The organism is Archangium primigenium (genome assembly GCF_016904885.1).
GTDB lineage: Bacteria > Myxococcota > Myxococcia > Myxococcales > Myxococcaceae > Cystobacter > Cystobacter primigenius.
On sequence record NZ_JADWYI010000001.1, the window covers coordinates 7,562,778 to 7,586,603 of the forward strand.

Sequence of the window (23,826 nt, forward strand, 5' to 3'; positions counted from 1 at the left end):
CCCAACGCCTATGCACATCGTCGGCATCGACCTCGGAACCACCCACTGCGCCGTCGCCTCGGTGGACCCCGCCCAGGGTCCCGGAGCCCCCTTGAGGGACTTCCCCGTGCCCCAATTGGTCCGGCAGGGCGAGGTGAGCGCGAGGCCCCTGCTGCCCTCGTGCATCTACGTGCCCGCCGGACATGAGCTCGCCGCCGGGGCCCTGACGCTGCCCTGGGGCGAGGGCGGCCCCCAGGTGGTGGGCGAGTTCGCCCGGTGGCAGGGCGCGCGGGTGCCCGGCCGGGTGGTGACGAGCGCCAAGAGCTGGCTGTGCCACCCGGGCGTGGATCGCTCGGCCCCCATCCTCCCCTGGGGCGCGCCCGCGGACGTGGCCAAGCTGTCCCCGGTGGAGGCCAGCGCCCTGTTGCTCGGGCACATCGCCCAGGCGTGGAACCATGCCCACCCGGCGCTGCCCCTGTCCCAGCAGGAGGTGGTCATCACCGTGCCCGCCTCCTTCGACGAGGCCGCGCGCGCCCTCACCGTGAGCGCCGCGCGCCGCGCCGGGCTGGAGAAGTTCACCCTCCTGGAGGAGCCCCAGGCCGCCTTCTACGACTACACCGCGCGCCACCGGGGCGCGCTGGCGCAGGCCCTGGAGTCCGTGCGCCTCGTGCTGGTGGTGGACGTGGGCGGCGGCACCACGGACTTCACGCTCGTGCACGCGGGCGTCACCCCCGAGGGCCCCATCCTGCGCCGGCTCGCGGTGGGCGAGCACCTCATGCTCGGCGGCGACAACATGGACGCCGCGCTCGCCCGGCGCCTGGAGGAGAAGCTCTTTCCCGAGGGCAACCGCCGCCTGTCCGCCACCCAGTGGACCCAGGCGCTCCAGGCCGCCCGCACCGCCAAGGAGGCCCTGCTCGGCACCACCCCGCCCGAGCGCCACGGCGTGTCGCTCGTGGCCGAGGGCAGCCGCCTGCTCGGGGGCTCCCTGTCCACGGAGCTCACGCGCGAGGAGGCCGAGGCGCTCGTGCTCGAGGGCTTCTTCCCCCTGGCCGGCGCCCAGGAGCGGCCCCGGCGCGCCTCACGCATGGCCCTGCAGGAATTGGGGCTGCCGTACGCGCAGGACGCCGCCATCACCCGGCACCTGGCCGCCTTCCTCGCCCAGCACGCCGCCGCGGGTTTCGCCGCCCTGGGGGAGCCCGCGCCGCGCGAGGGCGCCCTGCCCCGGCCGGATGCCCTCCTGCTCAACGGCGGCGTCTTCAACTCGCCCCGGCTCGCCGAGCGGCTGGTGGAGGCGGTGAGCGCCTGGTGGCCGGACGCCCCACGCATCGCGCTGCTCAAACACGAGTCCCTGGAGCTCGCCGTGGCCCGGGGCGCGGCCTACTACGGCCTGGTGCGGCGCGGCCATGGCCTGCGCATCGGGGGCGGCGCGGCCCGCGCGTACTACGTGGCCCTGCAGCGCGCGGCGGACAGCACCGAGCAGCCCGTGCTGTGCCTCGTGCCCCGCGGCTTCGAGGAGGGCAACCACGCGGACATCGGCGAGCGCTCGTTCTCGCTCACGCTCGGGCGGCCCGTGCAGTTCACCCTCTACTCCACCACGAGCGATCGCATCGACAAGCCGGGCGACGTGGTGACGCTGACCGAAGCGCTCCAGGACGAGCTCAAGCCCCTGCCGCCCATCCACACGGTGCTCAAGGGCGCCACGGCGAAGACGGCCGAGGTGCCCGTGCACCTGCGCGCGGGGCTCACGGAGATCGGCACGCTGGAGCTGTTCGCCGTGTCCAACGTGGCCGACGAGCGCTGGCGCCTGGAGTTCGAGCTGCGCGGCACCGGCGGCGAGCGCGAGCTCACCGTCACCGAGTCCATGCCCGCGCGCTTCGCCGAGGCCAAGGACAACGTCGAGCGGCTCTACGGCAACAAGCCCCTGCCCATCGGGCCCAAGGACGTGAAGCAGCTCTCGCGCACGCTCGAGAAGGTGCTCGGCCCGCGCGACACCTGGCGCGTGCCCGTGCTGCGCGAGCTGTGGAGCTCCCTGTTCGCCGGCGCCTCCAAGCGCCGCCGCTCCGCGGATCACGAGCGCGTCTTCTACAGCCTCGCGGGCTACACCCTGCGGCCCGGCTTCGGCTACCCGTTGGATCACTGGCGCGCCGAGCAGAGCTTCTCCCTCTTCGAGCCGCTCGTGCAGCACCACACGGAGAAGGCCGTGTGGGTGGAGTTCTGGGTGATGTGGCGGCGCGTGTCCGGCGGCCTGAGCGAGGCGCAGCAGCGCAAGCTCCACGACTACCTCAAGCCCCACCTGGCCCGGCGCATCCCGCTCACGCCCCCCGCCGCCGCGGGCAAGCTCAAGGGCATTCAACCCGAGGGCCTGGACGAGATGGTGCGCACGGCGGCATCGCTTGAGCACCTGGAGGCCGCGGACAAGGCGGAGCTCGGCGAGTGGATGGCGGCGCGGCTGCGCGAGGAGAACAAGAGCGGCGGCCCCTGGCCGTGGGCGCTCGGACGGCTCGGCGCGCGCGTGCCCCTCTACGGCAGCGGCCACAAGGTCGTGGACGTGACCGTGGCGGAGGCGTGGCTCACCCTGCTCCTGGAGCTGGGGCTGTCGCGCATCGACGGGGCGCCGTTCGCGGCCGCCCAGCTCGCGCGGCTCACGGGCGACCGGATGCGCGATCTGAGCCCCGAGCTGCGCGAGCGCACGGCCCAGGCGCTGCGCGCGGCCAAGGCCGCGGACACCTGGGTGCGCATGGTGACGGAAGTGGTGGCGCTGGAGGCCGCGGACGAGGCGCGAGCCCTGGGCGATACGCTGCCCGCGGGCCTGCGCCTGTAGTCGCGAGGGCGATCAGCCCTGGGAGGCGCGGGCGAGGGGCGGCGCGCTCTCGTCCCGGGCGGCGGCGGCCGGGGCCGGCACCACCTGGAGGTTGGCCACGGAGGGCTGCGCCTCCACGCCCACCAGCGTGTTCTCCTCGGCCTTCTCCTTGGGCTTGCCCGCGCCCGAGCGGCACGTGCGGCACCAGGGCTGGTTGCGGATGGCCCCGTCCGCCATCTTGCGCAAGCCGAACTGCGCGAGCGGCTTGAGCGTGCGGCACTTGAGGCACATCAGCGAGATGAGGACCTCGTGCCCCTCGGCGTCGAAGATGGCGGACTTGCGACGCTTGCGCGGCTGCCCCGCCTCACGCGCCTTGGATTCCTTGGCGGCCGGCGGCGGCATCATCGGGGTCACTTTGTAGAGCATTTCGTTCTCCCAGCCCGGCGGACCTCGAGCGCTGCCTTGTGCAGGCAGTCCGGCTCACGTCGCGCCCTCACTAGACTAAGGAGGAAATGGGTCGTTGAAAACTGATCCCAAGCCGATTTTTCGGCCCGCGCGGCGATCCGTCGAGATCTCGGCCACTTGCGTGGGCTCGCTGGATGCGCGCCCTCCGCGAGGCCCAGGATGGGGCCCGCGGAGGGCGCGCGCCACTTCTCTCACGGCCGTTCGTTGCGATCACGCGCGGCACACGGGCCGCCCACGTCCACGTAGCTGATGCGGCCTGTAGCGGGCGCCGCCACGGGCTTGCCCTGGCGCTGCCACCAGGTGGCCACGGCGTCGCGCAGGGTCAACTCCCGGCCCACCCCCAGGTCGATCCGCTCGGCGGGCACCTGGGACAGCACCGTCCCCAGACCTCCCGCGCCCCGGGCGAGGAAGTCCGGCAGCACCACCCGGTACAGGCGCTTGGGCTCCAGGGGCCGGCCGTTGGGCAGCGTCACGTCCCGCAGCCGCTCGGGGCCCGTGCAGCGCGCCAGCTTCACCTTGAGGCCAGACACCTGGAAGACGCTGTTGCCTCCGCCGTAGGCGGCCCCGAGCAGACGCCGCAGCTCCTCGCCGGTGAGCGTGACGATGGCCACGGTGTTGTCGAAGGGCAACACCTCGTAGACGTCGCCGTAGGTCAGCGGCCCCGCCCGGAGGTTGGCGCGCAGGCCGCCCGCGTTGAGCAGCGCCACGTCCGCCTTCTCCATCTCCCGGAGCGCGTCGGTGAGCACGTCGCCCAGGGCGCTCTCGCCCTCGTAGTCACGGCCCAGCGGCGCGGCCACGGTGACGCCCAGGGGGCGGCGCTGCTCGGCGTCCACCCGCGCGAGCACGGGCGCCACGATCGCCTCCACCGCCGGGTCCGCCACCACCGGTCCGCCGAGGAAGGTGGGCGGCCCGAATTTCGCGTCCGCCCCCAGCCCCTTGAGCTTGCGCGCATCACACGTGCCGCTCGTCTCCTCCACCCGGGCGCACACGGGCACGGCGGCCTGGAGCCGGGTGCGCTCGGGCAGCAGCGCGTGGCTCACCGGATCCACGAAGAGCTCCACCACCCCGAAGGAGCGGCCCTGCCCCGAGGTGGACAGCACCGGCACGTCCCCGAAGAAGTGGCCCATGGGCTGGTGCGTGTGGCCCGCGAAGACGGCGGCGAGCGTGCCCGGCGGCAGGGCCTCGACCAGGGCGTAGATTTCCCCGTCCGCCCGATCGCAGCTCGAGGTGTCGCGGGGGTTGGACAGGTCCGCGCACTTGCCCCCGGCGTGCGCGACCCCCACCACCACCTCGGCCCCCTGCTCCCGCAGGCGCTTGACCGCATCCAGCGTGGCGGGCAGCAGCGGCTCGAAGCGCAGCGCGGACACGTGGGCGGGGTTGCCGATGCGCGCGGTGGACGGCGTGGTGAGCCCCACCAGCCCCACCTTCACCCCCTTCACCGTCACCAGCCGCGTGCCATCATTGCCGAGCCAGGCCGGCGGCTGGCCCGTGGCGGCGTCCCGCACGTTCGCGCTGAGCAGGGGGAAGCGCGCCTGCTGGATGCGCGCGGTGAGCGCGCCCACGGGATCCTCCCCCGGCCCGGGCACCGCCCGAGGGCCCACCGGGCCATAGTCGAACTCGTGGTTGCCGAGCGCCGCGGCGGTGTAGCCCAGGTGGTTGTAGACATCGACGACGACGGCGCCCTCGGTCATGTTGGAGGCGAGCGTGCCCTGGAAGAGGTCTCCCGCGTCCAGCAGCAGCACGCCGCCCGGGTTGTCCGCGCGCAGCCGGGCCACGTAGCCCGCGAACGCGGCCGCGCCCCCCTCCTCCACCGTGGCGCCGCCGGGCAGCACCGTGGTGTGGGGCATCAACCAGCCATGCAGATCATTCGTCCCCACCAGGGTGAGCCGCACGGGCTCGGCGGGAGGCGCGGCGGCCTGGGCGGCGCGAGGCGCGGGGACGGGAGCGGGGGGATGGGCACACCCGGCGGCCACGAGGGCCGCGCAGGCGAACAAGACACGACGAGAGGAGCGCATGAGGGCGCGGAGTTGAGCCCAGGCCCTCCTCCCTGGCAACCCGGCTCAGTCCCGGGCGCGCCGACGCGAGAGCACCACCGCGCCCGCCAGCACGAGCAGGACGGTGCCGGGCAGGGACGTGGAGGAGCAGCCGCACCCGCCCTCACCCGGCACGGTGCCGATGCCGCCGCCCGGCGTGCCGCCCGTGCTGGGCCCCGGGCCCGCGTCCGTGCCGCCGTCCAGCGGGGTGCCTCCGTCCGTGGGAGACGGGCCGCCCGTGTCCACCACCAGTGAACCGCCAAAGCCCCGGGCGAGCGTGGACCAGTCCACGAGCTTGAAGTTCTCGCTGCCCCCGGTGTCCCGGCCGTCGTGCACCGCCACCATGCCCAGCGGGAAGAGCGAGCCCAGCGCGCGGTTGGACACGGCGACGTGGCGCGGGTTGTCCACCGCGTCGATGCCCGCGTCCGCGATGACATTGAAGCGGCCCCGGTAGGTGTTCTGGGTGGGGCTCGCGCCGTTCGCCCGGTCGTAGAGGCGCACCGTGTTGTCCCCACCGCTGACCGCCAGGAGGTAGCCCCGGTCATTGGACGCCATGTAGAGCGCCACGCCGCCCAGGGGCGCCGTGAGCCCCGAGTTGCCGGAGACATCCACCTGCACGCGCTCCGCGTTGGCCGTGGGGTCGGCGCGGTAGCGCCAGATGCCCACGTTCTGCTGGGCGACGTAGAGCGCGCCCAGGGCGTCGTCCACGGCCAGACCCACCACCGGGCCGCCCACCTCGAAGGAGCGCACCGGATCGGCGTTGGTGCCTCCGTCCGTCTGGGAGATCAGCTCGAACTGGGCCACCGTCCCCGTGTCGCTGCCGGCGAAGGCGAAGTAGCGCCCATCGGGGCTCGCGTACACGGCCACGGAGGTGGGCGTGAAGCCCGTGCCCACGACGGAGCCCCGGCGCACCAGCGTGAGGGCCGAGGGGTCCATCGCGAAGGCCTCGAGGCCCACGGACACGTTGGCCGCCACGATGAGGGACTCCCGCTGCCCGTCCTCCCGGGGGAAGTTGTCCTGCACGTCCACGCCCGCGTACGAGCCCGCCACGAGCACCGAGCGCGCCGCGCCGTTGAGCTCGTAGGGCAAGAGGCCCGCCTGCCGGTCCGCCACGAGCAGCAGGCTCCGAGCGGGCGTCGTGGGGTGGACCCAGAGCGCCGCGCCCTGGATGGAGGAGCCCGAGCCGAGCGTCGACCGCGTCTCCACCAGCGGAACCACCTGCACGGGCGTGTCGGTCTGCTGCGCGAGCACCGGCCCACCGGAGAGAAGAACAGCCAGCGTCAGCAACGAGGGGGAACGCATCCACACACCTCCAGGAAACACAGGGGGACAAACGAGATGACACAGGGTGATGAGGCAGATCCCGCGCCCGCGCAAGTGTTCAGCGCTCTCCGTTTCCGCTGGTCATCACAGCGACGGGCGCAGGACGTGCGCGTAGGCCTCGAGCGTCGCCTCCGCGCACCGCGCCCAGGTGAAGCGGGCCGCGCGCGCCCGTCCCCGCTCCACCCACCGCCGCCGCTCGTCCTCCGAGCGCATCAGCGTGTCCAGGGCGTGCGCCAGACCCTCGGTGTCCTCCGGCCGCACCGCCCACGCGCCCTCGCCGCACACCTCGGGCGTAGCCCCCGTCGTGGACACGATGGCGGGCGTGCCCAGGCGCATCGCCTCCAGGGGCGGCAGGCCGAAGCCCTCGTAGCGCGAGGGAAAGGCGAACACCGTGGCCCGGCGCATCAGCGCGTAGAAGATGGACTCGGGCTGGTAGCCCAGCGTGCGGATGTCATGGCCCTGGGCCCGCAGGCGATCCACCCGCGACTCCACCTCGCCCGAGCCGAACCAGCGCTGGCCCACCATCACCAGGGGCAGCCGCTGGCCCCGCGCCGCGAGCCGCTCGAGGGCCTCCAGCACCTGGCGCACGTTCTTGCGCACGTCCAGGGAGCCCGCGTACAGCACGAAGCGCTCGGGCAGGCCCATCGCGTCCAGGAAGTCGCGCGCCGAGTCCTCCAGGCCATGGGCGTCCACGTGGTCCACCCCGTTGTAGGTGACGGCCACCTTGTCCGCGACCTCCGGGTGGCGCGCGAGCAGATCGTCCCGGGTGCACGCGCTCACGCACAGGATGCGATCGGCCACCCGCACGCTCCGGGCGAGCCACCCCTGGAACTGCCAGCGGTAGGCGCGCGACACCGTGTCCGGCATGAGCAGCGGAATCACGTCGTGCACGGTGAGCACGTAGGGCATGCCCGGGGTGCGCACGAGCGGCAGGTTGAAGTTGCCGAGCGCGTGGAAGAGCCGCGCCCGCGAGCCGCGCAGCGCCTGGGGCAGCCGGCCCACGGCATAGGCGGTGCGACCCAGGGTCCCGCGTGGATCCTCCCCCGACACCCGGGCCCCCAGACGCTCCAGCGCCACCCCGCGCGCGCTCAGCGCCCCGGCCAGGCAGTGCGTGTACAGACCGATGCCCGTGATGGGCTCGTCCCACAAACTCGCGTCGAAAGCGACAGGACCGATGGACACGGGGCGCCTCATAACACGGCGCTGTGATAGGCAACGGGGCCCTATGGCGGTCCATCAGCTCATTCCAAGCTTCGTGGCGGGAGACGCCACCGGCCAGGCGGCGCTGCACCTGCAAGGGCTCCTGCGCCAGTTGGGCCATGCGGGCGAGCTCCACGCGGCCGAGGTGGGCAAGGGACTGGATTCCCTGGCCCTGCCCGTGTCGGCGCTGCGCCCGGCGCCGGAGGACCTCGTCCTCTACCACCACGGCATCGCCTCGCCGTTGAGCGGTCGGCTGCTGCACCTGCCCTGCCGCCGCGGCCTCGTCTTCCACAACATCAGCCCCGCGAGCGCCTACGCGGGCACGCCCCTGGCCGAGGCGCTCGTGGCGGGCCGCGCCCAGCTCGCCGCGATGGCGCCCTTCGTGGACGTGGCGCTGGGGGTGTCGGACTACAACGGCGCCGAGCTGCGCGCGGCGGGCTACCGCGACGTGCACACCGTGCCGCTCTTCGTGGAGCCGGCGCGCTTTTCCCGCGAGGCCGCGGACGCGGCGATGCTCGCGCGGCTGGCCGGCCCCGGCCCCGTGGTGCTGTCGGTGAGCCGGGTGGCGCCGCACAAGCGCTTCGAGGACCTGCTCGCGCTGCACGCCGAGGTGCTGAAGCTGCGTCCCCAGGCGCGCCTGCTCCTCGTGGGGGGCTACGAGCCGGGCAGCCGCTACTTCCAGTCCCTGCGGCGCACGGCGCGGGGCCTGTCCGGGGTGCACTTCCTCGGCCGGCTCGACCATGCCCAGCTCGTGGCGGCCTACCGCTCCGCCCAGGTCTTCGTCTCCATGAGCGAGCACGAGGGCTTCGGCGTGCCGCTCATCGAGGCCATGGCCGCCGAGGTGCCGGTGCTCGCCTATGGCGCGGCGGCCGTGCCCGAGACGCTCGGGGGCGCGGGCATCGCCTTCGACGAGAAGCGCTTCTCCCTGCTCGCGGAGCTGGTGGTGGAGGTATGCGAGGAGCGGGGCCTGCGCGAGGGCCTGCTCGCGGGCCAGACGCGGCGCCTGAAGGACTTCTCCCCCGAGGCCACCCGCACGGCGCTCGCGCGGGCCCTGGAGACGGTGCTGCCCCGGCCCGTGCCCCGGCGCCGGGCCCCGCAGGCCCGTCCCCGGGTGGCCTTCGTGGTGCAGCGCTACGGCGAGGTGACGGGCGGCGCCGAGCGCCACGCCCAGCAGGTGGTGGAGCAGCTCTCACCGCACTGGGACGTCACCGTGCTCACCACGTGCGCGAAGAACCACCTCACCTGGGAGAACGCCTTCCCCATGGGCGAGCAGCACGACGCGGCGGGCGTGCGCGTGGTGCGCTTCCCGGTGACGCGCACGCGCCACATCCGTCCCTTCAACGCCCTGTCCCGGCAGGTGTTCGACCGGAAGCTGGAGCGGCTGCGCGAGGAGCACTGGGTGGCCGAGCAGGGCCCGGTGGTGCCCGGCCTGCTCACGCACCTGGACACCCACGCCCGCGACTACGACGGCTTCGTCTTCTTCACCTACCTGTACGCGCCCACGGTGTGGGGTCTGCCCCTGGTGGCCGACCGCGCGCTGCTCATCCCCACCGCGCACGACGAGCCGCCCATCCGCTTCGGCGTGTACAAGGACGTCTTCGAGCGCCCCGCGGCCCTGCTGTGCAACACCCCCGAGGAGGTGGGGCTCATCGAGCGCTACTTCCCGCACCACGCTCCGGCGCGGGTGGTGGGCGTGGGCGTGGACGTGCCGGGCACACCCGATCCCCAGCGCTTCCGCGAGCGCCACGGGCTGCGCGCCCCCTACCTGCTCTTCCTGGGGCGGCTGGAGGCGGGCAAGGGCATCCCCGAGCTGCTCGCGCACTACCGGCAGCTGCGCGCCCGCTACCACGACGCGCCGGACCTGGTGCTCGCGGGCGAGGCGCACATGGAGCTGGGCGGCGAGGGCGTGCACGCCGTGGGCCGCTTGAGCGAGCAGGAGAAGTACGACGCGCTCGCCGGCGCGATGATGGTGACGGTGCCCTCGCGCTACGAGAGCCTGTCGCTGCTCACGCTGGAGGCCTTCGCCGTGGGCACGCCGGTGCTCGTCAACGGGCACTCGGAGGTGCTCGTGGGCCAGGTGGAGCGCAGCGGCGCGGGGCGCGTCTACACGGACCTCGAGTCGTTCATCACCGGCCTGCGCGAGGTGGGCGAGCAGCGCACGGCGCTGGGCCGCAATGCCCGCGCCTACGCCACGCGCCACACGTGGCCCCGCGTGGTGGACGCCTACCGCGAGGAAATGGACCGCATCATCCGGGAGAAGAGCCGATGAAGTTGATGGGACGTGACATCCCCGCGCGCGAGCTGCTCGCGCGCCTCGAGGAGCGGCTGCGCACACGGGGCCTCGCCTCGTCGGAGCCGGTGGAGCCCCCGGCGTCGGGCGTGGAGCCCCGGGTGGACCCGCTCGCCTTCAACCTGCGCGCCCTGGAGGAGCACACGGACGCCACGCGGGCCCTGCCGCTGCACACCCACCGGGGGGGCGCGGGCCAGCTCGTCCTGGTGGCCAAGTGGGCCTTCCGCCAGACGTGCCAGGTCTTCATCAACGAGACCCTCGGCCGCCAGCGCGCCTTCAACGGCCACGTGCGGGACTCCTACGCCCAACTGTCCGCCGAGGTCGTGCGGCTGCGCGCCGAGGTGGAGTCACTGCGCGCCGCCCAGCCCCCCGCCGAGCCGGCCCCGGCGCCCCGCGCCCCGCGCAAGCGCAAGAAGCCGTAGCGGCCAGACGAGGGCTCGCCACCTGGGGAAAAGGGGGACAAACACCCCTGGGCCGGGCGTTCAAGTCCGCTTGCTTTCCAGTGGGCAACTCGCGAAATAGGCGATCGAGAACGTCGTTTTGCCCGGTTGCCTTCGACCCAAGGCCCCAGAGACATGCGCTCCTTGAACGCCCTTTCCTCCCCCGATGGCCCCACGCTGACCCTCGGCCTGCCCGACTTCAGCTTCGAGGACCTGTACCGCCCCCGCGGCTTGCGCCGGCTGTCCGAGCGCTTCGACGCCCAACTCGCCGCGGACGAGCCCGCGCTTTTCCAGCTCTTCGACGCCTACCGCAAGTCTGGCGGCCAGAGCACCAAGGGGCCCGCCGAGTCCGAGCTGCTCATCCGCGTGGCCCGCCACATCTCGGCCTTCATCTCCCGGCTGTTCGGCCTGGAGGCGGACGCGGACCGGCTCGCCCGGGCGCTCAAGAGCGAGCTGCCCCTGTTCGACTTCAAGCGCGAGTTCATCACCCGCCGCGTCTTCAAGAAGAACGCCCCGGACCGCCCCACCCTGGCGGAGTACCCCTCGCTCGACGCGCGCATGCGGCTCATGCTGTCGCTCGCCTTCCCCGAGGCGCTCGCCAGTGACGACGTGGAGCGCGCCCTGGCCGAGTCGCTGCTCACGCTCATGGACCTGGAGCGGCTGTTCTCCGGCAGCATGGGCAACCTGCCGCCGCTCACCCCCGAGCAGTCGGAGCTCTTGCGCGTGAAGTGGACGGGCGTGCGCGCCGCGCTCCTGTCCTCGCCCGAGGGCAAGGAGGCGTTCGGCTCCAGCCTCGTCACCCAGGGCGAGGACACGGCCGAGCTGCAGTCGGTGCGCAACCTCCTGGCGCTCGCGGACCGCTGGACGTACGCGCGCGCCCTGCACCCGGAGATGAAGGAGCTGTTCCACAAGTGGCCCACGCACCGCGTGCCCAAGCCGCTGGTGTTCGATCAGCTCGTCACCCTGGAGCGCCCGGACACGAACATCCCGGAGATCACCCAGGGCTCGGACCACCACCTGCGCTACCGCGACGGCTTCAAGCTGACGGACCCGCGCGGCACCCAGCGCGAGGTGATGGGGGAAGTGGACTACTGCGTCATCTGCCACGAGCGGCAGAAGGACTCGTGCTCCACGGGCTTCGTGGCCAAGGATCCGGTGGCCGAGGGCCACACGTTCAAGAAGAACCCGCTGGGCATCCCGCTCACGGGCTGTCCGCTGGACGAGCGCATCTCCGAGGCGCACGCCCTCAAGCGCGAGGGCAACTCCATCGGCTCGCTGGCGATGGTCATCCTGGACAACCCCATGTGCCCGGGCACCGGCCACCGCATCTGCAACGACTGCATGAAGGCGTGCGTCTTCCAGAAGCAGGAGCCGGTCAACATCCCCATGGTGGAGACGGCGGCCCTCACGGACGTGCTGGCGCTGCCCTGGGGCTTCGAGATCTACGGCCTGCTCACGCGCTGGAACCCGCTCAACGTGCGCCAGCCGTACGCGCGGCCGTACGTGGGCCGCAACATGCTCGTGGTGGGCATGGGCCCGGCCGGCTACACGCTCGCGCACTACCTGCTCAACGAGGGCTTCGGCGTGGTGGGCGTGGACGGCTTGAAGATCGAGCCCTTCCCGGACGAGCTGGTGGGCCGCAAGGGCCACGCGCTCAAGCCCATCCATGACTGGCGCGCGCTCACGCGCCAGCTCGACGAGCGCATCCAGGAGGGCTTTGGCGGCGTGTCCGAGTACGGCATCACCGTGCGCTGGGACAAGAACTTCCTCACGCTCATGCACCTGACGCTCGAGCGGCGCGAGAACCTGCGCATCTACGGCGGCGTGCGCTTCGGTGGCACGCTCACCATCGACGACGCGTGGAAGATGGGCTTCGACCACATCGCGATCGCGGCGGGCGCGGGCAAGCCCACCATCATCGGGATGAAGAACAACCTCATCCGGGGCATCCGCAAGGCGAGCGACTTCCTCATGGCGCTGCAGCTCACGGGCGCCTTCAAGCGTGACTCGCTGACCAACCTCCAGGTGCGCCTGCCGGCGATCGTCATCGGCGGCGGCCTCACCGGCATCGACACCGCCACGGAGCTCCTGGCGTACTACCCGGTGCAGGTGGAGAAGACGCTCGAGCGGCACGACAAGCTCGTGGCGGACCTGGGCGAGGAGGCGGTGCTCGCGCGGCTGGACGCCGAGGAGAAGAGCACCTACCAGACCTTCCTGGAGCATGGCCGGGCGGTGCGCGCCGAGCGCGAGGCGGCCCAGAAGGAGGGCCGGGCGCCGGACTTCATCCGCCTGGTGCGCGCGTGGGGCGGCGTGAGCCTCGTGTACCGCCGGGGGCTCACCGAGTCGCCCGCCTACCGCCTCAACCACGAGGAGGTGGCCAAGGCGTTGGAGGAAGGCATCCGCTTCATCGAGCGCATGAGCCCGGTGGAGGCGCTGGCGGACGAGAAGGGCGCGGTGCGGGCCATCCGCTTCGAGCGCATGGTGACCAAGGAGGGCAAGCTGCGCGGCAGCGGCGAGTTCTTCGAGCTGGCGGCGCGCACGGTGTGCGTGGCGGCCGGCACGGCGCCCAACGTCACCTACGAGAAGGAGTACCCGGGCACGTTCGCGCTGGACGAGAACCGCGAGTACTTCAAGAGCCACGCGCTCACCGAGACGCCCGAGGGCTTCGGGCTCGCGCAGGTGGAGCCGGTGGAGGACATCGCGGTCAAGACGGGCTTCTTCACCTCGTACCAGAAGGACGGCCGCTTCATCTCGTACTTCGGCGACAACCACCCCACCTACGCGGGCAACGTGGTGAAGGCCATGGCGAGCGCCAAGGACGGCTACCCGGAGCTCTCGCGGCTGTTCGCGCGCGAGGTGGCGGCGCTGGACTTCCAGGACGAGCTGGCCCAGGCGCGGCGGGACGAGAAGCTCGCGGCGCACTTCGGCGCCCTGGACGAGGCCCTGCTCGCGCACGTGGTGACGGTCAACCGGCTCACCCCCACCATCGTGGAGGTGGTGGTCAAGGCGCCCTTCGCCGCCCAGCACTTCGAGCCCGGCCAGTTCTACCGCCTGCAGAACTTCGAGCGGCTGGCGCCCGTGGTGGACGGCGTGCCGCTCACCATGGAGGGCCTGGCGCTCACGGGCGCGTGGGTGGACAAGGAGAAGGGGCTCATGGGCACCATCGTGCTGGAGATGGGCTCCTCGTCCCGGCTGTGCGCGGCGCTCAAGCCCGGCGAGCCCGTGGCGCTCATGGGCCCCACGGGCGCGCCCACGGAGATCGCCCACAACGAGACGGTGCTCCTGGTGGGCGGAGGCCTCGGCAACGCGGTGCTCTTCTCCATCGCGCGCTCGCTCAAGCAGGCCGGCTGCAAGGTGGTCTACTTCGCCGGCTTCCGGCAGCGCGCGGACGTCTTCAAGCGCGAGGAGATCGAGGCCGCCACGGATCAGGTGGTGTGGTCGGTGGACGCGGGCGACATCATCGAGGCGCGGCGTGACCAGGACTCGGCCTTCCGCGGCAACGTGGTGCAGGCGATGCTCGCCTACGCCAAGGGCGAGCTGAGCGCGGCCCCCGTGGTCTCCTTCAGCCAGGTGGATCGCATCATCGCCATCGGCTCGGACCGGATGATGCGCGCGGTGCAGGAGGCGCGGCACAACGTGCTCAAGCCCTACCTCAAGCCGGACCACGAGGCGCTGGGCTCCATCAACTCGCCCATGCAGTGCATGATGAAGGAGATCTGCGCCCAGTGCCTGCAGCGGCACGTGGATCCGAAGACGGGCAAGGAGACGTGGGTGTTCTCCTGCTTCAACCAGGATCAGCGCCTGGACGACGTGGACTTCGCCAACCTCAACCAGCGCCTGCGCGGCAACACGGTCCTGGAGAAGATGTCGGACCTGTTCCTGGCGCAGCTGCTCAAGAAGGCGCCCCAGTTGCGGCGCGTGTAGCCCCTCGGGGCGGGGCCCCCGCGCCCCGCCCTTCCCGGCTCCTTGCCCCTCCTACTGGGCCTTGCCGCCGAAGGAGCGGAGCATGTCCTGGTAGTTGGCCATCAGGTCCTTCTCGCGGGTGAGGACCAGGTCCACGTTGGCGTCGCCGTGCAGCTTGCGCACGGAGACGAGCTGCTCGGTCTCCTGGACGCGCTGGCGCAGGATGTCGATCTGCGGCGCCAGCTCGGCGGCCTGCTCGGGCTTGAGCCGGGCCTGCATCTCCTGCAGCTTCTTGAGCTCCGAGGACAGGTCCAGCATCGTCCCCATGTGCCGCTGGGTGATGACGTCCGTGACGATGACGCCGATGCGGTTGACGTCCTCCCAGCTCAGGCCCGCGTCCTGGCGCGCCTGGGTCTCCAGCTCCGCCTTGCTCTCGATGGACTTCAGGGACTCGCCGGCCCCCGGGCTCTTGTCCTCCGGCGGGGCCGTCCCCTGCCGCCGGGCGCGCGCCGCCTGGAGCGACTGGGCCATGGCCGCGTAGGAGGACTGCACCGTCCGCTGGTAGACGACATAGGCGTCCAGCTTCACCGGAGTGAGGACGTAGGGGGTGGTGTCATCGAAGACATCGGGCGCCCCGGCCGCCCGCGGCGCATCCCCGGCCACGGGCTCCCGGGCGGCACCGCCAGGGGCCACGGGCTCGTCCTTCTTGCATCCCGCCCACACACCAGCGGTCACCACCACCACGAACAGCCACGAGCGCATCCACGGGCCTCCCAGGGGCCGCCAAGGCCCCCCGCCGTGAAAAGGCCGGACTATAGGCCGGGGCGGCGCCCGGGAGCAGCCTCTCCGGCCCCCACCCCACCCCGAAACGCCCCTGGTCGCCTGCTCCCCGACGGACGGGACCTCCCACCAGCCAACAATCGCCGCATTACCTTTGACCAACCCATTCGCGGTCGTGTACGAACCGCGGTCCGTTCAGGCAGCAGTGGAGGCACCTTGAGGATCTTCCTGGTAAGGCACGGCGAGGCGGACGCGGAGGCCCCCGAGGGACTCGGCGACGAAGCGCGCGCGCTCACTGCCAAGGCTCGCGCCAATACGGCCGCCCACTTCGCCTCGCTGGCGGAGCGGATCGGCAAGGTCGCGCTCGTGTTCACGAGCCCGCTGGTGCGCACGGTCCAGACGGCGCAGCTGCTCTCCACCAAGCTCGAGCACGAGGGCCCCCTGCGGGTGCATCGCTGCCTGCTGCCGGACATGCCGGTGGGCTCGGTGATGTCGATGCTCGACGAGCACGCGGGTCAGGATCTCGTGCTGGTGGGACATCAGCCGTCCATGGGCGCGCTGGCCACCCACCTGCTGGGGATGCAGTCCTTTCCCAAGCAGGTGAGCCCCGGCACCGTCATCGCCATCGAGCGCTCGGACGCGCTCGAGCAGGGCGTCGCGCCCGGCGCCGCGCCCACCCCGGCCAAGCTCCTGTTCTTCGCCTCCCCGGGTCAGCAGCTGCTCGAGCAGCTGCAGTAGCTCCGTACCGTCATGATGGATGAGGCCACGTACAGCGGGCTCGTCGCCGCGGTGTTCAAGCGCATCCTCGCCGCGGCGGACGGGTTCGATCCGGACGTGATGGAGGCGGACAGCACCGGGGACATGCTCACCCTGACGTCGGCCTCGCGCGAGAAGTGCATCATCAACACCCAGCGCGCCGTGCGGCAGATCTGGGTCGCCGGGGGCGGCCAGGGCATCCACTTCTCCCATGACGCGGCCCGGGGTCTCTGGCTGGACGACAAGGGCAAGGGGCTGGAGCTCTTCCACTTCGTGTCGGACGTGGTGCGGGGCATGACCGGCGAGCCCCTGCCGCTGCCCGCCCACCCCTGAACCGCCCTCTCCCTCCCCGGAGGGAAGGGAGAGGGTTGCGCGCTACTCCACGGGCACCAGGCGGCCGCCTTCGATGCGGTCTCCGCCCGCGGCTTGCGAGCGGCGCAGGGCCTCACCGGCCTCCTTCATGAGGCTGCCGAAGCTCACCTGGGCCTGACCCTTGGCGGCGGAGGGCTCGAACACCGACAGGCCCATGGACGCCGTCAGACCCGGCACGGCCTCCACTTCCTTCACCCGCTGGCGCAGGCGCTCGGCCACCACCAGCGCGCCCTCGTAGGGCGTGTAGGGCAGGAAGACGATGAAGCGCCCCTCGGCGAAGGGCACCGCCACGTCGATGTCCCGGAGGGCCTCGGTGAGCCGCCGGAGGACCTCCGCCAGGGCGGACGTGCGCTGGGCGGCCGGCAGCGGCGCGAGCACCTCCGCGTAGCGGTCCGGCTCCAGCAACAGGTAGGAGATGGGGTAGCGGTAGCGGCGGCTGCGCTTGACCTCCATGAACAGCAGGCGCTTGAGGAACTCGAGGTCCGCCGCGGACGAGCCGGCCGCCGCGGGCCGGGGCCCGGTGCCCTGCTGCTGCCCCTGCAACTGGTGCTGCATGAGCTGCATCTCGGTGCGCACCACGGACACGGCCTCGCGCGCCTTGGACAGCTGCATGAGCAGGCTCACGCACGACACCACCGTGGCGCGCTTGAGCGGCCCCACGAGGCACGCCTCGGCGCCCGCGGAGGCCGAGCGCGCCTCGGGGTTCTCTTCCTCGGGCAGGTAGAGCAGGAGGACCGGGATGGCCGGCGCCTCCTCCTTCACCTGGCGGCAGAGGGCCTCGCCATCGAAGCCCTCGTTGACCGAGGCCAGGACGAGCGCGGGCGCCAGCTCGCGCACCCGCTCCAGCGCCTCCTGGACGCCGCTGGCCACCGTCACCTCGTGGCCCGCGTTCTCCAGGAAGCGGCGCAGCGCGCCGGCGACCACGGCGGATGGCTCCGCGACGAGAGTGAAGGCCATCTCAGACCGCCATCACTTCCTTCTCCTTCTTGGAGATGATCTCGTCGATCTTCTTCACGCCCTCGTCCGTCATCTTCTGGACCTTCTCCGTCAGACGCTTCTGCTCGTCCTCGGTGATGGTCTTGTCCTTGAGCTGCGCCTTGACGGCCTCGTTGGCGTCGCGGCGGATGTTGCGGATGGCGACCTTGTGCTCCTCGCCCTTGGTCTTCACCTGCTTGGCGATCTCCTTGCGGCGCTCCTCGGTGAGCGGCGGGAAGGGCAGGCGGATGACCTCGCCGTCGTTCATCGGGTTGATGCCGAGGTTGGCCTCGCGGATGGCCTTCTCGATGTCCTTGAGGACGCTCTTGTCCCAGGGCTTGATGATGATGAGGCGGGGCTCGGGCGTGGTGATGTTGGCCACGCCGTTGAGCGGCGTGGGCGTGCCGTACTGGTTGACCTTGATGCCATCCAGCAGGTTGGGGCTGGCGCGACCCGTGCGCACCTTGGTGAGTTCCCGGCTGAGATCCTCGAGCGACTTGTCGATACGGCCCTTCAGTTCGGACACGACGTCTGCCATGTGCGGAGCTCCTTACGCGTGAAGTGAATGCTGGGGACAGCGGGCCCTCAGGCCCACGCGGTCTCGCCCACGCCCACCAGGGTGCCGATCTCCCCCGCGTCACCCAGGATGGCCTTGCCGATGTTCCCGCGATGGGTGAGATCGAAGACGATGATGGGCAGCTTGTTGTCCATGCACAGCGAGATGGCGGTGGAGTCCATCACGTTGAGGTTCTGCTTGAGCACGTCCATGTACGCGAGCGTGCGGTAGCGGCGCGCGGTGGGATCCTTCTTGGGGTCCGCGTTGTACACCCCGTCCACCTTGGTCGCCTTGAGGATGACCTGGGCGTTGATCTCCATGGCGCGCAGGGAGGCGGCCGTGTCGGTGGTGAAGTAGGGGTTGCCGGTGCCCGCGGCGAAGATGACGATGCGGCCCTTCTCCAGGTGGCGCACCGCGCGCCGGCGGATGTAGGGCTCGGCGATCTGCTCCATCTTGATGGCCGAGAGCACGCGCGTGTGGCAGCCCTGCTTCTCCAGGGCGTCCTGCAGGGCCATGGAGTTGATGCAGGTGGCGAGCATGCCCATGTAGTCGGCGCTCGCGCGATCCATGCCCTCGGTGGAGCCGGCCACGCCGCGGAAGATGTTGCCGCCGCCGATGACCACGGCGAGCTCCACGCCCGCCTGGGCGATCTCATTGAGCTCCTCGGCGATGCGCGTGAGCGTGGGCGGATGGATGCCGTACTTTCCATCACCCATCAGGGCTTCGCCCGACAGCTTGAGGAGGATGCGCTTGTAACGAGACGGGGTGGCGGGAGCGGACATTGGCCCCGCTTCTATCCCCTCGCCCCGTCGGCTCGCAACGCCCGAGTGCCTCGGGCGTCCGCCAGCCATCCCTTCGCCGGGGGCCTGGACGGCCCCGGACAGCACAAGGGCCGCGCCCGGGCCCCGGTTTCCCGGGAGACCCTCGCGCGGCCCCATGAGGTACGGCAGAAGAGCCGCGAAGACACGGCGGACGGCGGGAGGCGACTAAGCCTGGCCCAGCGTCTTGGCCACTTCGGCGGCCAGGTCTTCCTTCTTCTTCTCGATGCCCTCACCCACCTCGAAGCGGGCGAAGCGGCGCACGGAGACCTTCTCGCCGATCTTGCCCGCGCGGTCGGTGATCATCTCGCTGACCTTCTTCTTGTCGTCCTTCACCCAGAGCTGGTCCACGAGGCATACGGTCTCGTAGTACTTCTCCACCTTGCCCACGAGGATCTTGTCCCACATGGCCTCGGGCTTGCCCTGCTCCTTGAGCTGGCCCCGGAGAACGTCCTTCTCCTTCTCCAGCGCCTCGGCGGGCACTTCCTCGCGCGACACGTAGCGGGGGTTGGCGGCGGCGATGTGCATGGCCACCTCCTTCACCAGGTCCTGGAAGTCCTCGTTGCGAGCGACGAAGTCGGTCTCGCAGTTGACCTCCACGAGCACGCCGATGCGGCCGCCGTGCACGTAGGTGCCCACCAGACCCTCGGCGGCCACGCGACCGGACTTGCCGGCCAGCTTGGAGCCGAGCTTCTTGCGCAGCCACTCCTCGGCCTTGACGAAGTCCCCGGCCGACTCGGCCAGCGCCTTCTTGCAGTCCATCAAACCCGCGCCGGTCTTCTCGCGGAGCTCCTTCACCATCGTGGCGCTGACCTCGGCCATGTTCGTCTCCTAGTTCGGGGGCCCGCTCCGCGCCCGAGGCGCCAGGAGGGGCATGTGAGGGGGGGTTACGGCGACGGCTGGAAAACAGAAAGGCCGGACGGCGACACGCGCCGCCCGGCCCACGTCTCGCGCCTCCCCGGAAGGAGGCGCGGCGGCATTACTCGGCGGAGGTGCCCTCGCCGTCGGCGGAGGGGGCCTCACCCGAGGCGGCGGCCGGGGCCGCGCCCTTCATCTCCACGAGCGGGCCACGGCGGTCACCACCGCGGTCGTTGCGGTCGCCACCGCGGCGATCACCGCCCCGGTCGTTGCGGCGGGGGCCACGGCGGTCGCCACCGCGGTCGTCGCGGTCACGCCGGTCGTCACGGGCCTCCTCCTCGTCCCGGTCCGCCGCGCCGCTGGCGCGGTAGCGGGCACCACCCTCGATGCAGCTCTCGGCCACCTTGGAGGTGAAGAGCTTGATGGAGCGGATGGCGTCGTCGTTGCCCGGGATGACGAAGTCGATGCCGTCCGGATCGCAGTTGGTGTCCACCACGCCGATGACCGGGATGCCGAGGCGGTTGGCCTCGTGCACGGCGATGTGCTCCTTCTTCGGGTCGACCACGAAGAGGCACTTGGGCAGCTTGGACATCTCCTTCACGCCGCCCAGGTTCTTCTCGAGCTTCTCGCGCTCACGCTCCAGCGTGGCCACTTCCTTCTTGGGCAGGCGCTCGAAGGTGCCGTCCTCGGCCATCTTCTCCAGGGTCTTGAGGCGATCGATGCCCTGCTTGATCGTCTTGAAGTTGGTCAGCGTGCCACCCAGCCAGCGGCTGGTGACGAAGAACTGACCGGCGCGGCGCGCCTCCTCCTGGATGACGTCCTGGGCCTGCTTCTTGGTGCCCACGAAGAGCACCGAGCCACCGCGCGCCGTCAGATCCGACACGAAGCGGAAGGCCGAGCGGGCCAGGTTGACCGTCTTCTGCAGGTCGATGATGTAGATGCCGTTGCGGGCGCCGAAGATGTAGGGCTTCATCTTCGGGTTCCAGCGCTTGGTCTGGTGGCCGAAGTGAACACCGGCCTCCAGCAGCTGCCGCATCGTGATGCCGCTGGAGGCGGCCATGGCCTGCTGCTGCGTGTCTTGGGTTTCCATCTCGGTTTCTTCCTCCACGGGCGAGGTGAATCCGGCGGTTGGCTCCCGGGGGGAGCACCGAGCGCCGGCACGCGCGTGTGTGTAGTGGGTGTGGACTTCAACGACCTGCCCGCCACCGCCCAGGGGCTGGCGGCGGGCGCGGCTTCTCTAACAAAACCCTTCCCGACGGCGCAAGCTTCACGACATCTGGGAACGGGGTATGCATGGAGGGCCCCACACCGGAATTCCGGGGTTGGGGCCCTCCGGGGCGCACGGACCTAGACGCTGGCCTCGGCGGCGCCGTGGCACTTCTTGTACTTCTTGCCGCTGCCGCAGGGGCAGGGATCGTTGCGGCCGACCCGGGGAGCGCTCGGATCCGCGGCCGGGGTGGCGGCGCGGGGGGCGACCGGCTCGGCCAGCTTGCCCTCGGCGTCCGCGCGGCCCTCCTGCATCTGACGCTGGCGCTGCGCCATCTGCCGGGCGAGCCGGGCGGTCTCCTCGGCGGCGGCGGCGGCCGCGCGCGCCTGCACGCGCATCATCTGGCTGACGAACTGCGAGCTGATGGCGCCGAGCATCTGCATGAAGCCCGCGTAGCCCTCCTTCTTGTACTCCTGCTTGGGATCCTTCTGGCCGTAGCCACGCAGGCCGATGCCCTGGCGCAGGTGATCCATGGCCAGCAGGTGGTCCTTCCACAGGGTGTCGATGGAGACCAGGTAGCGCACCTGGAGGAAGCGCAGGAACTCCTCGCCGAACTCCTCCTCGCGCGCCTGGATGACCTTCTCGGCGGCCTTGTAGATCTCGTTCTGCAGGTCCTCCCGGTTGCCCGTGCCCGCGAACGACAGCTCGAGGTTGAACGTCTCCTTCACGCCGCGCGCGAGCGCCTCCAGGTCCCACGTGTTGGGGTTGTTGGTGGCGCAGTAGGTGTCCGTGAGCGCCACGATGACGTCCTCGACGGCGTCGAGGATCATCTCCTTGTAGTCGGCCCACGACACGGTCTGCTCGGTGCGCAGCTTGACGCGCGTCTTCTTGTCCTCGTCGTACTCCACGAGCGGGATGCCGGCGCCGGCGGCCAGCACCTTGCGGCGCAGCTTGTAGATGGTGCGCCGCTGCTGGTTCATCACGTCGTCGTACTCGAGCAGGTTCTTGCGGATGTCGAAGTTGTGTCCCTCGACGCGCCGCTGGGCGCCCTCGATGGCGCGGCTGAGCCAGGTGTGCTCGATGACCTCGCCCTCCTCCATGCCCAGGCGCTCCATGAGCCCCGAGATGCGCTCGGAGCCGAAGATGCGCATGAGGTCGTCCTCGAGCGACAGGTAGAAGCGGCTGGTGCCCGGGTCACCCTGGCGGCCGGCGCGGCCACGCAGCTGGTTGTCGATGCGGCGCGACTCGTGGCGCTCGGTGCCCACGATGCACAGACCGCCGGCGGCCACCACTTCCTCGCGCTCCTTGGCCGTCTGCGCCTTGTACTTGGCGAGCACCTCGGTGAAGCGCGCCTTGTGCGCGGCGAGCTCCGCCTGGAAGGCCGTGAGATCCAGCGGCTGGCCGTCCGTGGGCGGAGGCGGCGGCTGGGGCTCGGGACCCACCTCGTTCTTGGCCATCACCTCGGGGTTGCCACCCAGGAGGATGTCCGTGCCGCGGCCCGCCATGTTCGTGGAGATGGTGATGGCGCCCTTGCGGCCCGCCTGCGCGATGATGTCCGCCTCGCGCTCGTGCTGCTTGGCGTTGAGCACGTTGTGGGGAATGCCCCGCTTCTTGAGGAAGCTGGCCACCACCTCGCTCTTGGCGATGGACACCGTGCCCACCAGCACCGGCTGGCCCTTCTTGTGGAAGTCCTCGAGGTCCTTGCACACCGCCTCGAACTTCTCGCGCTCGGTCTTGTAGACCACGTCCTCCAAGTCGTCGCGGATCATGGGCCGGTTGGTCGGCACCACGCGGACCTCGAGGTTGTAGATCTTCGCGAACTCCTCGGCCTCGGTGTCGGCGGTGCCGGTCATGCCCGAGAGCTTGGAGTACATGCGGAAGTAGTTCTGGAACGAGATGGTCGCCAGCGTCTGGTTCTCGTTCTCGATGTTCACGCCTTCCTTGGCCTCGACGGCCTGGTGCAGGCCATCCGACCAGCGGCGGCCGGGCATGAGGCGGCCGGTGAACTCGTCGACGATCATCACCTCGCCGTCGCGCACCACGTAGTCGCGGTCGCGGCGGTAGAGGGTGTGGGCGCGCAGCGCCTGGTCCACGTGGTGCAGCGTCTCGATCTCGCCCGGATCGTAGAGGTTGCCGATGCTCAGCCGCTTCTGCACCTTCTCGATGCCCGCGTCCGTGAGCGACACCGACTTGTGCTTCTCATCCAGGATGTAGTCCTGGTCGGGCACCAGGCCGGGGATGACCTTGTCGACGTTGTAGTACTTGTCGGTGGTGTCGTCCGTGGGGCCGGAGATGATGAGCGGGGTGCGCGCCTCGTCGATGAGGATGGAGTCCACCTCGTCCACGATGGCGAAGTTCAGCTCGCGCTGGACGTAGTCCTGCAGGCGGAACTTCATGTTGTCGCGCAGGTAGTCGAAGCCGAACTCGTTGTTCTGCCCGTAGGTGATGTCCGCCCGGTAGGACTCCTGTCGCTGCCGGTCGTTGAGCTCGTGCAGGATGCAGCCCGTCGTCATGCCCAGGAAGTGGTGCACGCGCCCCATGTGCTCGGCGTCACGCCGGGCCAGGTAGTCGTTCACCGTCACCACGTGCACGCCGCGGCCCGACAGGGCGTTGAGGTAGCTGGGCAGCGTGGCGGTGAGCGTCTTGCCCTCGCCCGTGCGCATCTCCGCGATGCAGCCCTGGTGCAGGAACATGCCGCCAATCATCTGCACGTCGTAGTGCCGCTGGCCGATCACCCGGCGGGCGGCCTCGCGCACGAGGGCGAACGAGTCGAACAGCAGCTCGTCCAGCGGACGGCCGTTCTGCACCTCCTGCTTCATGCGGGCGGTGGCGGCGGGGAAATCCTCGTCCTTGAGGGCCCGCATCTTGCTTTCCAGCTCGTTGATGCGGCCTACCTTCGGGATCGCCTTCTTGAGCTCACGCTCATTCTTCGTCCCGATGATCTTCTTCAGCGTCCATTCGATCATGCGATTGTGGCTCTCTCGCCGGAGGATCCGCGATGGGACGTGGCGAGTGGAAAGGAAATCCCTGGAGTGTAGGTGGGATGCAGGAAGGAAACCATGCGTTTCTCC

Annotated in this window: 17 protein-coding genes; 6 read left to right on the top strand and 11 right to left on the bottom strand. The window is 70.9% G+C overall.

What is annotated here, in order from left to right; all coding sequences use genetic code 11:
• Positions 1 to 10: 10 nt before the first annotated feature.
• Positions 11 to 2,800, top strand: a complete 2,790-nt coding sequence (locus tag I3V78_RS31075; protein ID WP_204493163.1) for an Hsp70 family protein — start codon at positions 11 to 13, stop codon at positions 2,798 to 2,800.
• Between the two features lie 12 nt (positions 2,801 to 2,812).
• Here I3V78_RS31075 and I3V78_RS31080 read toward each other — a convergent pair whose 3' ends face one another.
• The 4 genes from I3V78_RS31080 to I3V78_RS31095 form a co-directional block, all read right to left on the bottom strand.
• Positions 2,813 to 3,205, bottom strand: a complete 393-nt coding sequence (locus tag I3V78_RS31080) for a hypothetical protein (protein ID WP_204493165.1) — start codon at positions 3,203 to 3,205, stop codon at positions 2,813 to 2,815.
• 230 nt (positions 3,206 to 3,435) lie between these two features.
• Positions 3,436 to 5,259 carry a bifunctional metallophosphatase/5'-nucleotidase gene (locus I3V78_RS31085; protein WP_204493167.1) on the bottom strand — a complete coding sequence of 608 codons (1,824 nt, stop codon included), beginning with the start codon at positions 5,257 to 5,259 and terminating at the stop codon, positions 3,436 to 3,438.
• Positions 5,260 to 5,304: 45 nt separating this feature from the next.
• Positions 5,305 to 6,579 carry a myxosortase-dependent phytase-like phosphatase gene (locus tag I3V78_RS31090; protein WP_204493169.1) on the bottom strand — a complete coding sequence of 425 codons (1,275 nt, stop codon included), beginning with the start codon at positions 6,577 to 6,579 and terminating at the stop codon, positions 5,305 to 5,307.
• A gap of 105 nt (positions 6,580 to 6,684) precedes the next feature.
• Entirely contained in the window at positions 6,685 to 7,782 is a 1,098-nt protein-coding gene (locus I3V78_RS31095; RefSeq protein WP_338023797.1) for a glycosyltransferase family 4 protein, read from the bottom strand.
• A 43-nt stretch (positions 7,783 to 7,825) separates the two neighbouring features.
• On the opposite strand from I3V78_RS31095, the gene I3V78_RS31100 reads away from it, so the two are divergent.
• From I3V78_RS31100 to I3V78_RS31110, 3 genes are all read left to right on the top strand, one after another.
• Complete coding sequence (locus I3V78_RS31100) at positions 7,826 to 10,069, top strand: glycosyltransferase family 4 protein (RefSeq protein ID WP_204493173.1); 2,244 nt, start codon at positions 7,826 to 7,828, stop codon at positions 10,067 to 10,069.
• Between the two features lie 5 nt (positions 10,070 to 10,074).
• A complete protein-coding gene (locus I3V78_RS31105; RefSeq protein WP_239576788.1) occupies positions 10,075 to 10,512 on the top strand; it encodes a hypothetical protein in 438 nt (145 codons plus the stop codon).
• Positions 10,513 to 10,665: 153 nt separating this feature from the next.
• Entirely contained in the window at positions 10,666 to 14,454 is a 3,789-nt protein-coding gene (locus tag I3V78_RS31110; protein ID WP_204493177.1) for an FAD-dependent oxidoreductase, read from the top strand.
• Between the two features lie 51 nt (positions 14,455 to 14,505).
• Here the strand turns inward: I3V78_RS31110 and I3V78_RS31115 are convergent, their stop codons facing one another.
• On the bottom strand, positions 14,506 to 15,195 hold the full coding sequence (locus I3V78_RS31115; RefSeq protein ID WP_204493180.1) for a hypothetical protein: 690 nt from the start codon (positions 15,193 to 15,195) through the stop codon (positions 14,506 to 14,508).
• A gap of 234 nt (positions 15,196 to 15,429) precedes the next feature.
• Between I3V78_RS31115 and I3V78_RS31120 the strand changes: the two genes are divergently transcribed.
• Both I3V78_RS31120 and cyaY read left to right on the top strand, forming a co-directional pair.
• Positions 15,430 to 15,951 carry a SixA phosphatase family protein gene (locus I3V78_RS31120; protein WP_204493182.1) on the top strand — a complete coding sequence of 174 codons (522 nt, stop codon included), beginning with the start codon at positions 15,430 to 15,432 and terminating at the stop codon, positions 15,949 to 15,951.
• A 12-nt stretch (positions 15,952 to 15,963) separates the two neighbouring features.
• Complete coding sequence (gene cyaY / locus I3V78_RS31125) at positions 15,964 to 16,302, top strand: iron donor protein CyaY (protein ID WP_204493184.1); 339 nt, start codon at positions 15,964 to 15,966, stop codon at positions 16,300 to 16,302.
• A gap of 42 nt (positions 16,303 to 16,344) precedes the next feature.
• Here the strand turns inward: cyaY and I3V78_RS31130 are convergent, their stop codons facing one another.
• From I3V78_RS31130 to secA, 6 genes are all read right to left on the bottom strand, one after another.
• Positions 16,345 to 17,298: a diguanylate cyclase gene (locus tag I3V78_RS31130; RefSeq protein WP_204493186.1), complete on the bottom strand. Its 954-nt coding sequence runs from the start codon at positions 17,296 to 17,298 to the stop codon at positions 16,345 to 16,347.
• 1 nt (position 17,299) lies between these two features.
• Positions 17,300 to 17,854 carry a ribosome recycling factor gene (gene frr / locus I3V78_RS31135; RefSeq protein ID WP_204493188.1) on the bottom strand — a complete coding sequence of 185 codons (555 nt, stop codon included), beginning with the start codon at positions 17,852 to 17,854 and terminating at the stop codon, positions 17,300 to 17,302.
• Between the two features lie 47 nt (positions 17,855 to 17,901).
• Positions 17,902 to 18,654, bottom strand: a complete 753-nt coding sequence (pyrH, locus tag I3V78_RS31140; protein WP_204493190.1) for a UMP kinase — start codon at positions 18,652 to 18,654, stop codon at positions 17,902 to 17,904.
• Between the two features lie 204 nt (positions 18,655 to 18,858).
• Positions 18,859 to 19,512 (bottom strand): translation elongation factor Ts, encoded by a 654-nt coding sequence (gene tsf / locus I3V78_RS31145; RefSeq protein ID WP_204493192.1) that lies wholly within the window; start codon positions 19,510 to 19,512, stop codon positions 18,859 to 18,861.
• A gap of 157 nt (positions 19,513 to 19,669) precedes the next feature.
• Positions 19,670 to 20,638, bottom strand: a complete 969-nt coding sequence (rpsB, locus tag I3V78_RS31150; RefSeq protein WP_204493195.1) for a 30S ribosomal protein S2 — start codon at positions 20,636 to 20,638, stop codon at positions 19,670 to 19,672.
• 257 nt (positions 20,639 to 20,895) lie between these two features.
• Positions 20,896 to 23,721: a preprotein translocase subunit SecA gene (gene secA / locus I3V78_RS31155; protein WP_204493197.1), complete on the bottom strand. Its 2,826-nt coding sequence runs from the start codon at positions 23,719 to 23,721 to the stop codon at positions 20,896 to 20,898.
• Positions 23,722 to 23,826 lie beyond the last annotated feature (105 nt).